Genomic DNA, 14,305 nt, shown 5'->3' on the forward strand with positions numbered 1-14,305 from the left:
GTGGCAGTACAGTTATTAGAAAATTGGCTCCTAAAGGAACAGGGTAAAATCCAAACCAAGTATCGTCACTTAAATCAAGTTTCTGTTGTTGAACCAGACATTCTCTTTATTGGGGATTCCATTGTTGAGTATTATCCTCTGCAGGAACTATTTGGGACTTCAAAAACGATTGTCAATCGAGGCATTCGAGGTTATCAGACAGGGCTGTTATTAGAAAATCTAGATGCGCATCTGTACGGTGGAGCGGTAGATAAAATTGTCCTTTTGATTGGGACAAATGATATCGGAAAAGATGTGCCTGTGAATGAGGCTCTCAATAACCTCGAAGCTATCATTCAATCCATTGCTCGCGATTATCCACTGACAGAGATTAAATTGCTTTCCATTTTGCCAGTCAATGAAGTAGAGGAGTACAAGCAGACAGTCTATATCCGCTCGAATGAAAAAATTCAGAGATGGAATCAAGCCTATCAAAAGCTTGCGTCGGCCTATATGCAGGTGGAATTTGTGCCAGTTTTTGATAGTTTGACAGACCAAGCAGATCAACTAAAAAAAGATTATACTACTGATGGACTGCACCTTAGTGTCACTGGTTATCAAGTTTTGACCAAAGCTTTGAAAGATTATCTTTACTAAATAGCTAAATAATGTTAAATTTGAGCATAATATCTTGTAAAAAATTCTAAAATCCTTTAAAATAAAAGAGTTGGAGGAATTTATGAATGTAAATCAGATTGTACGGATTATTCCTACTTTAAAAGTTAATAATAGAAAATTAAATGAAACATTTTATATTGAAACCCTTGGAATGAAGGCCTTGTTAGAGGAATCAGCCTTCCTATCACTAGGGGACCAAACAGGTCTTGAGAAGCTGGTTTTAGAAGAAGCTCCAAGTATGCGTACTCGTAAGGTAGAGGGAAGAAAAAAACTAGCTAGATTGATTGTCAAGGTGGAAAATCCCTTGGAAATTGAAGGACTCTTATCTAAAACGAATTCGATTCATCGATTATATAAAGGTCAACATGGCTACGCTTTTGAAATTTACTCGCCAGAAGATGATTTGATTTTGATTCATGCGGAAGATGATAGAGCAAGTCTAGTAGAAGTAGGAGAAAAGCCAGAATTTCAAACAGATCTGGAGTCAATTTCTTTAAGTAAATTTGAAATTTCTATGGAATTACACCTCCCAACGGATGTAGATAGTTTCTTGGAACTATCTGAAATTGGGACATCCCTTGATTTTATCCCAGCACAGGGGCAGGATTTGACTGTGGACAGTACGGTTACCTGGGACTTGTCTATGCTCAAGTTCTTGGTAAATGAATTAGATTTAGCCAGTCTGTGCCAGAGGTTTGAGTCTACAGAATATTTTATTCCTAAGTCTGAAAAATTCTTCCTTGGTAAAGATAGAAATAATGTTGAATTGTGGTTTGAAGAAGTATGAAGTGGACCAAGATTATTAAAAAAATAGAAGAACAAATCGAGGCAGGGATTTATCCCGGAGCCTCTTTTGCGTATTTTAAGGACAATCAATGGACTGAGTTCTATTTAGGCCAGAGTGACCCAGAGCATGGCTTGCAGACAGAGGCAGGACTGGTTTATGACCTAGCCAGTGTTAGCAAGGTTGTTGGCGTTGGCACCGTTTTTACCTTCTTGTGGGAAATAGGTCAATTAGATATTGATAGACTGGTAATAGATTTTTTACCTGAGAGTGATTATCCAGACATCACTATTCGCCAGCTCTTGACTCACGCAACAGATCTTGATCCGTTTATTCCCAATCGAGACCTTTTAACAGCTTCTGAATTAAAGGAAGCGATGTTTCATCTCAATAGACGAAGTCAGCCAGCCTTTCTTTATTCGGATGTCCATTTTTTGCTGTTAGGTTTTATCTTGGAAAAAATCTTTAATCAAAACTTGGATGTGATTTTACAAGAACAAGTTTTGAAACCTTGGGGAATGAAGGAAACCCAGTTTGGGCCGGTTGAGCTCGCTGTTCCAACAGTTAGAGGTGTAGAGGCAGGAATGGTACATGATCCAAAAGCTCGTCTCCTGGGCAGACATGCTGGTAGTGCTGGTTTATTTTCGACTGTAAAGGATTTACAAATCTTTTTAGAACACTATTTAGGAGATGATTTTGCAAGAGACTTGAGTCAAAATTTTTCACCTTTGGATGACAAGGAACGTTCTTTAGCATGGAATTTGGAAGGAGATTGGCTAGACCATACGGGCTATACAGGTACCTTTATCATGTGGAATCGTCAGAAGCGAGAAGCGGCCATTTTCCTATCGAATCGTACCTATGAAAAGGATGAGAGGGCTCAGTGGATTTTAGACCGTAATCAAGTGATGGACTTGATTCGCAAAGAAGAGTAAGGAGAGACATGTCAAACAGTTTAAAAGGGACTTTATTAACAGTTGTGGCTGGGATTGCTTGGGGCTTGTCAGGAACGAGTGGCCAATACCTGATGGCACACGGAATTTCGGCTCTGGTTTTGACCAACTTGCGTCTTTTAATCGCTGGTGGAATTCTCATGCTCTTGGCTTATGCCACTGCAAAAGATAAAATGCTGGCCTTTTTAACGGATAGAAAGAGTTTGCTGTCTCTTCTTATTTTTGCTCTAATTGGTCTCTTCCTCAATCAATTTGCCTATCTAACTGCTATTCAGGAAACCAATGCAGGTACTGCAACAGTGCTTCAGTATGTTTGTCCTGTCGGAATTTTGATTTATAGCTGTATCAAGGATAAGGTGGCTCCGACGCTAGGAGAAATTATTTCCATCATATTAGCCATTGGAGGGACCTTCCTGATCGCCACTCATGGGCAGTTGGACCAGTTATCTATTACACCTTCTGGCTTATTCTGGGGGCTCTTTTCTGCTCTGACTTACGCTCTTTATATCATTTTGCCCATAGCCTTGATTAAGAAGTGGGGGAGTAGTTTGGTCATTGGTGTGGGAATGGTCATAGCAGGTTTGGTCGCCCTTCCTTTTACAGGGATTCTACAGGCAACTATCCCAACAAGTCTTGATTTTCTCCTTGCTTTTGCGGGCATTATCCTTATTGGAACTGTCTTTACCTATACAGCCTTTCTAAAAGGAGCCAGTCTGATAGGACCGGTTAAGTCAAGCTTGTTGGCTTCGATTGAGCCAATATCGGCGGTTTTCTTTGCCTTTCTAATTATGAATGAACAATTTTATCCTATTGATTTTCTTGGTATGGCAATGATATTGTTTGCTGTAACTCTGATTTCTTTGAAAGATTTACTCTTAGAAAAATAAAAAGACTCTTTGTCCGTGACAGAGAGTTTTTGCGTAGTATTTTATACTCAATGAAAATCAAAGAGCAAACTAGGAAACTAGCCGCAGGCTGTACTTGAGTACGGCAAGGCGACGTTGACGCGGTTTGAATTTGATTTTCGAAGAGTATTAATTATTTTCAAGATAAAATTCAAAACGTTCGCCTACATACTGACTTTTTACGTATTCAAAAGCAGTTCCATCTTCTAGGTAGGAAACCTGAGTCAGACCAAGAATAGCATGTCCTTTTTCAACTTCTAAATAGTGGGCGATTTTTTCCTTAGCAAGGCGAGCATAAATGGTCTGTTGAGATTTGCCAATACGGTAGCCATGTTTTTGCAAGGTTTGGAAGAAATGACTGGTGATTTCTTCTTTTTTAAAGTCCTTAATGAATTTTTCAGGAATAGAAGCCACTTCATAAACCAGAGGAACTTGGTCGGCATAGCGGACCCGCTCCATTCGGATAATATTTTCCGTTGGAGAAATGCCTAACTTAGCAACTTCTTGTTCATTAGGAATAGTTTTTCTGTAGGAAATGAGCTGGCTAGAGGGAACTTTACCTTGGGACTTAACAATTTCAGTAAAACTGGTTGTCCCTCGCATCTTTTCTTGTACTCGAGTACTGGAAACAAAGGTGCCACTTCCAACTCTGCGCTCCAGAACACCTTCTTCAACTAATAGAGATACGGCTTGGCGGAGGGTCATGCGACTGACCTCAAACTGCTCTGCTAAATCTCTTTCACTGGGAAGCCTCTCCCCAATAGCCCAACGGTGCTCGTCAATATCCTTTTTAATCTGATCATGGATTTTCATATAAGCAGGTAGCATATTTTTCACTTCATTTCTATCTTTTCTCTATTTTACCCCAATAAACTAGAAAAAGTCAATCTTCGCCTTGTTTAGTTGGTAATTCGCCCTTATTTGTGATAGAATATTGAAAAAAGATATTTCTTTTGAGAAAGGAAAAAGATGAGCAACATATCAACTGATTTGCAAGATGTAGAAAAAATCATCGTGCTGGACTATGGTAGCCAGTACAACCAGCTGATTTCACGCCGTATCCGTGAGATTGGCGTTTTTTCAGAACTAAAGAGCCATAAAATTTCAGCTACCGAAGTTCGTGAAATCAATCCTGTAGGAATTATTCTATCAGGTGGTCCAAACTCTGTATATGAAGATGGTTCATTCGATATTGACCCAGAAATCTTCGAACTTGGAATTCCAATTTTGGGAATCTGTTACGGTATGCAGTTATTGACCCATAAACTTGGAGGAAAAGTTGTTCCTGCAGGTGATGCTGGAAATCGTGAATACGGTCAATCAACCCTAACACATACACCATCAGCGCTTTTTGAATCAACACCTGATGAACAGACTGTTTTGATGAGCCATGGTGATGCGGTTACTGAAATTCCTGCTGACTTTGTTCGTACAGGTACATCAGCTGACTGCCCATACGCAGCCATCGAAAACCCAGATAAACACATTTACGGTATCCAATTCCACCCAGAAGTTCGTCATTCTGTATACGGAAATGATATTCTTCGTAACTTTGCCCTTAATATTTGTAAGGCTAAAGGTGACTGGTCAATGGATAACTTCATCGATATGCAGATCCAAAAAATTCGTGAAACCGTCGGTGATAAACGTGTCCTTCTTGGTCTATCAGGTGGGGTTGACTCATCTGTCGTTGGGGTTCTTCTCCAAAAAGCGATTGGCGATCAATTGATTTGTATCTTCGTGGATCATGGTCTTCTTCGTAAAGGAGAAGCGGACCAAGTTATGGACATGCTTGGTGGTAAGTTTGGTTTGAATATCGTCAAAGCAGACGCTGCTAAACGTTTCCTTGACAAACTTGCTGGCGTTTCTGACCCTGAACAAAAACGTAAAATCATCGGTAACGAGTTTGTCTATGTATTCGATGACGAAGCAAGCAAGCTCAAAGATGTGAAATTCCTTGCTCAAGGAACTCTTTATACAGACGTGATTGAGTCTGGTACGGATACAGCTCAGACGATCAAGTCACACCACAACGTGGGTGGTCTTCCAGAAGACATGCAGTTTGAATTGATTGAACCACTCAATACTCTTTATAAAGATGAGGTTCGTGCTCTTGGTACAGAACTTGGCATGCCAGACCATATCGTATGGCGCCAACCATTCCCAGGACCAGGTCTTGCGATCCGTGTCATGGGTGAAATTACTGAAGAGAAACTAGAAACTGTTCGTGAGTCAGACGCTATCCTGCGTGAGGAAATTGCTAAAGCTGGTCTTGACCGCGATATTTGGCAATATTTCACTGTCAACACAGGCGTTCGTTCAGTTGGTGTTATGGGTGACGGTCGTACGTATGACTACACAATTGCAATCCGTGCTATCACTTCTATCGATGGTATGACTGCTGACTTTGCCAAAATTCCTTGGGATGTCCTTCAAAAAATCTCTGTTCGTATCGTAAATGAAGTAGATCACGTTAACCGTATCGTCTACGATATTACAAGTAAACCACCTGCAACAGTAGAGTGGGAGTAGTCATCTAAGGACTAATTTATATATTTTTACGAGCCAGTATCTTTGGGTACTGGTTTTTACTTTATCTGGCTTTTTGACTACTTGTTAAAACTGGGTTAATTTTCGACAGTTTATCAGTCATTATGCAAAGCATATACTCAATGAAAATCAAAGAGCAAACTAGAAAGCTAGACGCAGGTTTCTCAAAATACTGTTTTGAGGTTGCAGATGGAAGCTGACGTGGTTTGAAGAGATTTTCGAAGAGTATTAAAAGATTAGAATTGTCAAAACAATCTGTCTAGGCTTGATTTTATCGCTTATTTACTATAAAATGAGAAGGAAAAACGTCAAACTTTTATATTGCAAATAGGAGAAATCATGACAAAAACATTAAAACGTCCTGAGGTTTTATCACCTGCAGGGACTTTAGAGAAGCTAAAAGTAGCTGTTCAGTATGGGGCAGATGCTGTCTTTATCGGTGGTCAGGCCTATGGTCTCCGTAGCCGTGCCGGTAACTTTACCTTTGAACAGATGGAAGAAGGCGTCCAGTTTGCTGCCAAGTATGGAGCTAAGGTCTATGTAGCGGCTAATATGGTTATGCACGAAGGAAATGAAGCTGGTGCTGGTGAGTGGTTCCGTAAACTACGTGATATCGGGATTGCAGCAGTTATCGTATCTGACCCAGCCTTGATTATGATTGCAGCGACAGAAGCGCCTGGTCTTGAAATCCACCTCTCTACCCAAGCAAGTGCCACTAACTATGAAACTCTTGAGTTCTGGAAAGAGCTAGGCTTAACACGTGTCGTTTTGGCGCGTGAGGTTTCAATGGAAGAATTAGCTGAAATTCGCAAACGTACAGATGTTGAGATTGAAGCTTTTGTCCATGGAGCTATGTGTATTTCATACTCTGGTCGTTGTACACTTTCAAACCACATGAGTATGCGTGATGCCAACCGTGGTGGATGTTCTCAGTCTTGCCGTTGGAAGTACGACCTTTACGATATGCCATTTGGTCAAGAACGCAAGAGCTTGAAGGGTGAAATTCCAGAAGAATTTTCAATGTCAGCTGTTGACATGTCCATGATTGACCATATTCCAGATATGATTGAAAATGGAGTGGACAGTCTGAAGATTGAAGGGCGTATGAAGTCTATTCATTACGTATCAACAGTAACCAACTGCTACAAGGCGGCTGTGGATGCCTATCTTGAAAGTCCTGAAAAGTTTGAATCTATCAAACAAGACTTGGTGGACGAGATGTGGAAGGTTGCCCAACGTGAATTAGCAACAGGTTTCTACTATGGTACACCATCTGAAAATGAGCAGTTGTTTGGTGCTCGTCGTAAAATTCCTGAGTATAAGTTTGTCGCTGAGGTAGTTTCTTATGATGAGGCGACACAAACAGCAACTATTCGTCAACGGAACGTGATTAACGAAGGCGACCAAGTTGAGTTTTACGGCCCAGGTTTCCGTCACTTTGAAACCTATATCGAAGATTTGCACGATGCAAAGGGAAATAAAATCGATCGTGCTCCAAATCCAATGGAACTCTTGACAATCAAAGTCCCACAACCTGTTCAAGTTGGAGACATGGTTCGAGCTCTTAAAGAAGGTCTCATCAATCTTTATAAGGAAGATGGAACCAGCGTCACAGTGCGTGCTTAATGTAGTTGTTTAGTTTTAAAAAATTATGCAAAGTTCTATGTGTAACACCTAAATGAGATTGAAGAACGGCGAAATCCCTTAAGTCGCAAGGGGTTAGCTGTTCTTTTTTAAGTGATAAAGTCGGGTGAAATTTTGAAATCCTATATTTAAACGTAACACTCTCTATTTTTTATTGTAGAGAGTTTTTTTGTTAATAAAATGTTACAAAGTGACATTTATATATTGCATTAAGTTAGATATATGATATAATGTTGTTAAAAAGAGGCGCAACTTTTTAAAACTATAAGGAGGACGCAGGTGGCTAAAAATTTAAAATTAAAATTAGCTCGTGTAGAGCTTGATTTAACACAAGGTCAACTGGCGGAGGCTGTTGGTGTGACACGCCAGACTATTGGTCTGATAGAGGCGGGAAAATACAATCCCAGTCTCTCACTCTGCCAGTCCATTTGCAGATGTTTAGGGAAAACCCTAGACCAACTATTTTGGGAGGAAGAAGATGGTAAATAAATTCATTCATTATCAATTACTTGACGAAAGAGAAGAACAATTAATCAATAAAGCTGGGGCAGAATCCTTTTCCCTCTTTATTGGGCTTGTGCTTCTAAGCTATTTGGTGGCTGTATTAGCTCCTTCTCTTTTTAATCCGAATTTTCTAGTCTATACTCTGATAGTAGGAATTTTCTTCTTTTTTAATCGTGCTCGTTATCTGGGAGTAACCTACTATAGTCGTTTTCATTTTACGATTTTGGGTTGTTTTTTCCTAACCTTGGCGATTACGGCTCTTTTGATGTTACAGAATTATCAATTCAACATAGAAATTTATCAGCATAACCCTTTGAATGTTAAATACCTGTCTGCTTGGGTCATTACTTATGTCATTTACCTTCCCTGGGTCTTTATTGGCAATCTCGGTTTGAAGAGCTATGGCGAATGGGCCCAGAAAAAGTTTGAACAAGATATGGATGAACTGGAGAGTGGAGAATAGCTTGTTACTCTTTTCTCAATCCAGCTAAAATGTGATATAATAGTACTAATTTATTGGAACACATGAAAGTTCTTGAAAATTTTCATTGGTTTCTAGTTAAGGAAGTAGGAAAAGTATGTATCCAGATGATAGTTTGACATTGCACACGGACTTGTACCAGATTAACATGATGCAGGTTTACTTTGACCAAGGGATTCACAATAAAAAGGCGGTCTTTGAGGTGTATTTCCGCCAGCAGCCTTTTAAGAACGGCTATGCAGTTTTTGCTGGTTTGGAAAGAATTGTGAGCTATCTTGAAGACCTGCGTTTTTTAGATAGTGATATTGCCTATTTGGAGTCGCTTGGCTATCATGGGGCATTCTTGGATTATCTCCGCAATTTCAAGTTGGAGTTGACCGTTCGTTCTGCCCAAGAAGGGGACTTGGTCTTTGCTAATGAGCCTATTGTGCAGGTGGAAGGTCCTCTAGCCCAATGTCAGCTGGTCGAAACAGCTCTTTTGAACATCGTTAACTACCAGACTCTGGTGGCGACCAAGGCAGCTCGTATTCGCTCGGTTATTGAAGATGAACCCTTGATGGAGTTTGGAACACGTCGGGCTCAAGAAATGGATGCGGCTATCTGGGGAACACGCGCAGCGGTGATTGGTGGCGCCAATGGAACTAGCAACGTGCGTGCTGGTAAACTCTTTGACATTCCTGTCTTGGGGACTCACGCCCATGCCTTGGTACAGGTTTATGGCAATGATTACGAGGCTTTCAAGGCTTATGCTGCGACCCACAAAAATTGCGTTTTTCTTGTGGATACCTATGACACCCTTCGTATCGGTGTGCCAGCTGCCATTCAGGTGGCGCGTGAGCTGGGTGATCAGATTAACTTTATGGGTGTGCGGATTGATTCTGGAGATATTGCCTATATTTCTAAGAAAGTTCGTCAGCAACTGGACGAGGCTGGTTTTACAGAGGCTAAGATTTATGCTTCTAATGACTTAGACGAAAATACTATCCTCAACCTCAAGATGCAAAAGGCTAAGATTGATGTCTGGGGTGTGGGAACTAAGCTGATTACAGCCTATGACCAGCCAGCTCTTGGAGCAGTTTATAAGATTGTAGCAATCGAAGATGAAAATGGGAACATGCGCAATACGATTAAGCTGTCTAATAATGCAGAGAAAGTGTCGACGCCAGGTAAGAAGCAGGTTTGGCGTATTACCAGTCGTGAAAAAGGCAAGTCAGAGGGTGACTATATTACCTATGATGGTGTGGATGTTGCCAGCATGACAGAAATCAAGATGTTCCATCCGACCTATACCTACATCAAGAAGACCGTTCGTAATTTTGACGCCGTTCCTCTCTTAGTGGATGTCTTCAAAGACGGAAAATTGATTTACAACCTACCTAGCTTGACTGAGATTCAGGATTATGCTCGTAAGGAATTTGATAAGCTTTGGGATGAGTACAAGCGCGTGCTCAATCCTCAGCATTATCCAGTGGATTTGGCGCGTGATGTATGGCAAGACAAGATGGACTTGATTGACAAAATGCGCAAGGAAGCCCTCGGTGAAGGAGAAGAAGAATGAGTTTGCAAGAAACGATTATCCAAGAACTGGGTGTGAAACCAGTGATTGATGCCCAGGAAGAAATCCGTCGTTCCATTGATTTCTTAAAAAGATACTTGAAAAAACATCCCTTCCTTAAAACCTTTGTACTAGGGATTTCTGGAGGACAAGACTCAACCTTGGCAGGTCGATTGGCCCAATTAGCTATGGAAGAACTGCGAGCAGAGACAGGAGATGACAGCTACAAATTTATCGCTGTCCGCCTGCCTTATGGAGTGCAAGCCGATGAAGCAGATGCTCAAAAAGCCCTAGCTTTCATCCAACCAGATGTCAGCTTGGTGGTGAATATCAAGGAATCAGCAGACGCCATGACAGCTGCAGTTGAAGCAACAGGTAGTCCTGTTTCAGATTTCAACAAGGGAAATATCAAGGCACGTTGCCGTATGATTGCTCAGTATGCCCTTGCAGGTGCTCATAGTGGAGCGGTCATTGGAACAGACCATGCTGCGGAAAATATCACAGGTTTCTTTACCAAGTTTGGTGACGGAGGTGCAGATATTTTACCCCTTTTCCGCCTCAATAAACGTCAAGGAAAACAACTTTTGCAGGAACTTGGTGCAGACCCAGCCCTTTATGAAAAGATCCCAACAGCAGACCTAGAAGAAGACAAACCAGGCCTAGCTGATGAAGTTGCACTTGGAGTCACCTATGCAGAGATTGACGACTATCTGGAAGGCAAAACAATCAGCCCAGAAGCTCAAGCGACCATTGAAAACTGGTGGCACAAAGGCCAACACAAACGCCACCTACCCATCACTGTATTTGATGACTTTTGGGAGTAAAAAGGTCCGGGGGACCTTTTTAGCTTCTTGCCCTGAAATTAAAAAGCAAGAAAAACCTCCAGTGGAGGTTTTTACCCTGAGCACAGAAATAAGTAAGCGAAGAAGGTCCGGGGGATCTTTTTAGCCTCTTGCCTAGAAACTGGGGAGCAAGAATAGCCTCCAGTGGAGGTTTTCAGCCTCTCATCTTGAAATGAGAAAGCGAAGAAGGTCTGTGGGACCTTTTTAGCTTATAACCTTGAGATTCGGAATCAAAGCAAGTTTCAATGGAGATTGGACATCGAATCATCTATCAGAAAGCGAGGTAGTATCGTGAAATCTATCGGTACACAAACATTACAGACAGAACGTTTGATTTTAAGAAGATTTGTGGATAGTGATGCGGAAGCCATGTTTCAAAATTGGGCTTCGTCTGCTGAGAATCTGACCTATGTCACCTGGGATCCTCATCCTGATGTCGAGGTGACTCGAAACTCCATTCGTAATTGGGTTGGCTCCTATACAAATCCCAACTATTACAAATGGGCTATTTGTCTCAAAGAAAACCCTAAGCAAGTGATAGGAGATATTAGCATCGTTGAAATGAATGAGAATGATTCTTCTTGTGAAATTGGGTATATTTTAGGAAAAAACTATTGGGGTTGTGGCATGATGACGGAGGCCTTGAAAGCTGTGTTAGACTTTTGTTTTACTCAAGTAGAATTTCAAAAAGTCAAGGCACGTTATGCCAGTCTCAATCCAGCTTCAGGTCGTGTCATGGAAAAGGCTGGAATGTCCTATCTAAAAACTGTTGCAAATGGGGTGGAGAGAAAGTGCTATCTTGCGGACCTTATTTATTATCAGATAAGCAGGGAAGACAAGTGATTTTCTTTTCTGTTTTCATTGAAGTCAACTATTTATTGTAAATATAATAATTGACATCCCAAGTTTATTTGCAACTTTAAAATAGCATATTGATTAGTACAAGACAGATGTTCTAGTTCCTTCTTTAATCTTGTTTAGTATTAGTTAAAAAATCTCTTTGTAGTAACTTTTAGAAGGAGGATGTAATGGCAAAATCTAATACCAATAAGCGCTATGCATTACGTAAACTCGGAAAGATTTTTGGTTCTGTGATAGTCGGGCTAACTTTATTTTTAGGAGGAATCCTGAATACAAGTTTTGTTCATGCTGATGGAACAGGAGTGACATTTATTAAAGACGATACCCGCCGTAAAGGAGAGGAACCGGAGACTGATGTTGATGAAGTAGGAAATATTATTGTTAAGGTTCCGGCTAAGGATAGCGTTGAAACAAAAGTAATTCCAATCGAAACAGAATATCTCGATGACCCAACTCTTGATAAAGGATAGCAAGTGGAGGAAATACCAGGAAAAGCTGGAGAAGTAACGATTATTACAACCTATACTGTAGATGAAGAAGATGGTACAGTCACTGAGCATACCTCTCGTCAAACAAGAAAAGAGATGGAGAAAAGACGTATAAAGAGAGGGACACGAGAACCTGAAAAAGTTGTTGTTCCTGCACAACCATCTACTCCTTCATATTTTGCGTCTGTTACATCTAACCAAGGAACAGATGCAACAGTAGAACCAGATAAACCAGTTGCTCCAACAACAGGCTGGAAACAAGAAAATGGTATGTGGTATTTTTATAACACTGATGGTTCCCTAGCAACAGGTTAGGTACAAAATAATGGTTCATGGTACTACCTCAACAGCAACGGTTCTATGAAAGCCAATCAATGGTTCCAAGTTGGTGGTAAATGGTATTATGTAAATGCATCGGGTGAGCTAGCGGTCAATACAAGTATAGATGGCTATAGAGTCAATGATAATGGTGAATGGGTGCGTTAACAGATTCCTCCCTGCGACACAATTGATAATAGTATGTCTGAATATATAATTATGTATAAAAAGCTATAGATAAGATCATCTTATAGCGACTATAAAAAAGTGAACAAGCCTAGTCTTCTGTACATTAGAATTCAGGTTTGTTCACTTTTTGTTTAAGTCTTTGATTTTGAGACTGAGAGAATGACAGTCACAGTAGGGGATGAGTCTGAAACAAGCTATAATAGTCTCTTGGGAAGGTAGATATTAGTGATTGATATATTGATTTCTATGTGTCTTGCATTTTGATTTACAAACAGCGAAGAAAATATAGGAAGCTGAAATAAAATATGGATGAATCAATTTGGAAAGTCAGCGCAATATATGGCAATATTTTCGAAGCTAGGAGGAAGCATTTTAATTTCAATGTACTAGGCGTCCTCTACAGCTAGCTAGAGTTTCAATTGTAGATGTTCTTTGGTATAATATCTTAGCGATTTATTGGTATTAGAAGATTTAGAGAAATTCTTTCTCAATAAATAAACATGGCATCGCCAAAACTGAAGAAGCGGTAGTGTTCTTGAATGGCATGGTGGTAGGCATCTAAGACTAATTCACGGCCGGCAAAGGCAGAAACCAACATGACCAGAGTTGATTTTGGCAGGTGGAAGTTGGTTGAAAAGGCATCCACAACCTTCCATTGGTATCCAGGTTTGATAAAGATATTGGTCCAGCCAGAATCGGCTTGGATTTGCCCCTCAAACTTGGAACCGATAGTCTCCAAGGTGCGGATAGAAGTGGTTCCGACAGCAATGACACGACCACCATTTTCCTTAACAGAGCGAAGAGTGGTAGCTGCTTCCTCAGAAAGCTGGTAGAATTCTGAGTGCATTTCGTGTTCGTCCAGATTGTCCACAGAAACAGGTCTAAAGGTTCCAAGCCCGACATGAAGAGTCAGATAGACTAGATGAACTCCCTTAGCTTGGATTTCTGCCAGCAGTTCTTTGGTGAAGTGAAGACCAGCAGTCGGTGCTGCAGCAGAGCCACTTTCTTTAGCGTAGACCGTTTGATAGCGTTCACGGTCATCCAATTTTTCATGGATATAAGGCGGTAGCGGCATTTCTCCCAGACTTTCCAAGACTTCTAGGAAAATTCCTTGGTATTCAAAGCGGACAATGCGGCCTCCGTGAGTCAATTCTTCCGTAACGACAGCGCTGAGGCGACCATCACCAAAGCTGACACGAGTACCAACCTTGAGGCGTTTGGCAGGTTTTGCCAGAACCTCCCACTCATCTCCGGCAGTATTTTTGAGTAGGAGAAGTTCCACATGGCCTCCTGTTTCTTCCTTTTGACCATAGAGGCGGGCAGGGAGAACGCGGGTGTCGTTCATGACAAGGGCATCACCGGGTTCCAGCATATCAATAATAGAGTGGAAGTGTTTATCCTGCATTTCTCCCGTCTCACGGTTGACAATGAGGAGTTTAGAGGCATCTCGTTTTTCAAGGGGTGTTTGAGCAATCAATTCCTCGGGTAAGTGGAAATCAAAATCAGCTGTATTCATATATCTGTTCATTCTTTCTAAGTTCTAATCCTATCCATTATAACATGTTTCAAGTTTG

General features: G+C 40.9%; 13 protein-coding genes and 1 pseudogene. 12 read left to right on the forward strand and 2 right to left on the reverse strand.

From position 1 onward, the window contains the following. The 4 genes from HW098_RS05735 to HW098_RS05750 all read left to right on the forward strand — a co-directional run bounded on the left by HW098_RS05735 (nucleotide 1) and on the right by HW098_RS05750 (nucleotide 3,281). Complete coding sequence (locus HW098_RS05735) at nucleotides 1-636, forward strand: GDSL-type esterase/lipase family protein (RefSeq protein WP_176139531.1); 636 nt, start codon at nucleotides 1-3, stop codon at nucleotides 634-636. A gap of 82 nt (nucleotides 637-718) precedes the next feature. Next, nucleotides 719-1,444 (forward strand): CppA N-terminal domain-containing protein, encoded by a 726-nt coding sequence (locus tag HW098_RS05740; protein ID WP_176139532.1) that lies wholly within the window; start codon nucleotides 719-721, stop codon nucleotides 1,442-1,444. Further along, nucleotides 1,441-2,376 (forward strand): serine hydrolase domain-containing protein, encoded by a 936-nt coding sequence (locus HW098_RS05745; RefSeq protein ID WP_176139533.1) that lies wholly within the window; start codon nucleotides 1,441-1,443, stop codon nucleotides 2,374-2,376. The genes HW098_RS05740 and HW098_RS05745 overlap by 4 nt, the downstream gene beginning before the upstream one ends. Before the next feature lie 8 nt (nucleotides 2,377-2,384). Continuing rightward, nucleotides 2,385-3,281: a DMT family transporter gene (locus HW098_RS05750; protein ID WP_176139534.1), complete on the forward strand. Its 897-nt coding sequence runs from the start codon at nucleotides 2,385-2,387 to the stop codon at nucleotides 3,279-3,281. Between the two features lie 147 nt (nucleotides 3,282-3,428). Here HW098_RS05750 and HW098_RS05755 read toward each other — a convergent pair whose 3' ends face one another. Further along, nucleotides 3,429-4,127 carry a GntR family transcriptional regulator gene (locus tag HW098_RS05755; RefSeq protein WP_000936193.1) on the reverse strand — a complete coding sequence of 233 codons (699 nt, stop codon included), beginning with the start codon at nucleotides 4,125-4,127 and terminating at the stop codon, nucleotides 3,429-3,431. Between the two features lie 141 nt (nucleotides 4,128-4,268). Here HW098_RS05755 and guaA point away from each other — a divergent pair, with 141 nt between their 5' ends. The 8 genes and pseudogenes from guaA to HW098_RS05800 form a co-directional block, all read left to right on the forward strand. Further along, nucleotides 4,269-5,831 (forward strand): glutamine-hydrolyzing GMP synthase, encoded by a 1,563-nt coding sequence (gene guaA, locus HW098_RS05760; RefSeq protein ID WP_176139535.1) that lies wholly within the window; start codon nucleotides 4,269-4,271, stop codon nucleotides 5,829-5,831. A gap of 357 nt (nucleotides 5,832-6,188) precedes the next feature. Next, complete coding sequence (locus tag HW098_RS05765; RefSeq protein ID WP_176139536.1) at nucleotides 6,189-7,475, forward strand: U32 family peptidase; 1,287 nt, start codon at nucleotides 6,189-6,191, stop codon at nucleotides 7,473-7,475. Nucleotides 7,476-7,772: 297 nt separating this feature from the next. Then, complete coding sequence (locus tag HW098_RS05770) at nucleotides 7,773-7,982, forward strand: helix-turn-helix transcriptional regulator (RefSeq protein ID WP_001107500.1); 210 nt, start codon at nucleotides 7,773-7,775, stop codon at nucleotides 7,980-7,982. Continuing rightward, nucleotides 7,972-8,460 (forward strand): DUF6773 family protein, encoded by a 489-nt coding sequence (locus HW098_RS05775; protein WP_023941693.1) that lies wholly within the window; start codon nucleotides 7,972-7,974, stop codon nucleotides 8,458-8,460. Before HW098_RS05770 ends, HW098_RS05775 begins: the two co-directional genes overlap by 11 nt. Before the next feature lie 115 nt (nucleotides 8,461-8,575). Then, complete coding sequence (locus HW098_RS05780) at nucleotides 8,576-10,036, forward strand: nicotinate phosphoribosyltransferase (RefSeq protein WP_050201388.1); 1,461 nt, start codon at nucleotides 8,576-8,578, stop codon at nucleotides 10,034-10,036. Further along, entirely contained in the window at nucleotides 10,033-10,857 is an 825-nt protein-coding gene (gene nadE, locus HW098_RS05785) for an ammonia-dependent NAD(+) synthetase (RefSeq protein WP_054362567.1), read from the forward strand. The genes HW098_RS05780 and nadE overlap by 4 nt, the downstream gene beginning before the upstream one ends. Before the next feature lie 309 nt (nucleotides 10,858-11,166). Then, nucleotides 11,167-11,718, forward strand: a complete 552-nt coding sequence (locus tag HW098_RS05790; protein WP_055387720.1) for a GNAT family N-acetyltransferase — start codon at nucleotides 11,167-11,169, stop codon at nucleotides 11,716-11,718. 431 nt (nucleotides 11,719-12,149) lie between these two features. Beyond that, a pseudogene (locus HW098_RS05800) lies at nucleotides 12,150-12,710 on the forward strand (G5 domain-containing protein); the annotation flags it as partial. Nucleotides 12,711-13,218: 508 nt separating this feature from the next. Here HW098_RS05800 and queA read toward each other — a convergent pair. After that, on the reverse strand, nucleotides 13,219-14,247 hold the full coding sequence (queA, locus tag HW098_RS05805; RefSeq protein ID WP_176139537.1) for a tRNA preQ1(34) S-adenosylmethionine ribosyltransferase-isomerase QueA: 1,029 nt from the start codon (nucleotides 14,245-14,247) through the stop codon (nucleotides 13,219-13,221). Nucleotides 14,248-14,305: the final 58 nt, after the last annotated feature.

Source organism: Streptococcus sp. 1453 (assembly GCF_013276955.1).
In the GTDB taxonomy this organism is placed as follows: Bacteria; Bacillota; Bacilli; order Lactobacillales; family Streptococcaceae; genus Streptococcus.

Excerpts from the sequence above, each read along its gene's own strand:
- HW098_RS05740 (WP_176139532.1), top strand. The coding sequence starts at position 719 with ATGAATGTAAATCAGATTGTACGGATTATTCCTACTTTAAAAGTTAAT.
- HW098_RS05745 (WP_176139533.1), top strand. The coding sequence starts at position 1,441 with ATGAAGTGGACCAAGATTATTAAAAAAATAGAAGAACAAATCGAGGCA.
- HW098_RS05750 (WP_176139534.1), top strand. The coding sequence starts at position 2,385 with ATGTCAAACAGTTTAAAAGGGACTTTATTAACAGTTGTGGCTGGGATT.
- HW098_RS05755 (WP_000936193.1), bottom strand. The coding sequence starts at position 4,127 with ATGCTACCTGCTTATATGAAAATCCATGATCAGATTAAAAAGGATATT.
- guaA (WP_176139535.1), top strand. The coding sequence starts at position 4,269 with ATGAGCAACATATCAACTGATTTGCAAGATGTAGAAAAAATCATCGTG.
- HW098_RS05765 (WP_176139536.1), top strand. The coding sequence starts at position 6,189 with ATGACAAAAACATTAAAACGTCCTGAGGTTTTATCACCTGCAGGGACT.
- HW098_RS05775 (WP_023941693.1), top strand. The coding sequence starts at position 7,972 with ATGGTAAATAAATTCATTCATTATCAATTACTTGACGAAAGAGAAGAA.
- HW098_RS05780 (WP_050201388.1), top strand. The coding sequence starts at position 8,576 with ATGTATCCAGATGATAGTTTGACATTGCACACGGACTTGTACCAGATT.
- nadE (WP_054362567.1), top strand. The coding sequence starts at position 10,033 with ATGAGTTTGCAAGAAACGATTATCCAAGAACTGGGTGTGAAACCAGTG.
- queA (WP_176139537.1), bottom strand. The coding sequence starts at position 14,247 with ATGAATACAGCTGATTTTGATTTCCACTTACCCGAGGAATTGATTGCT.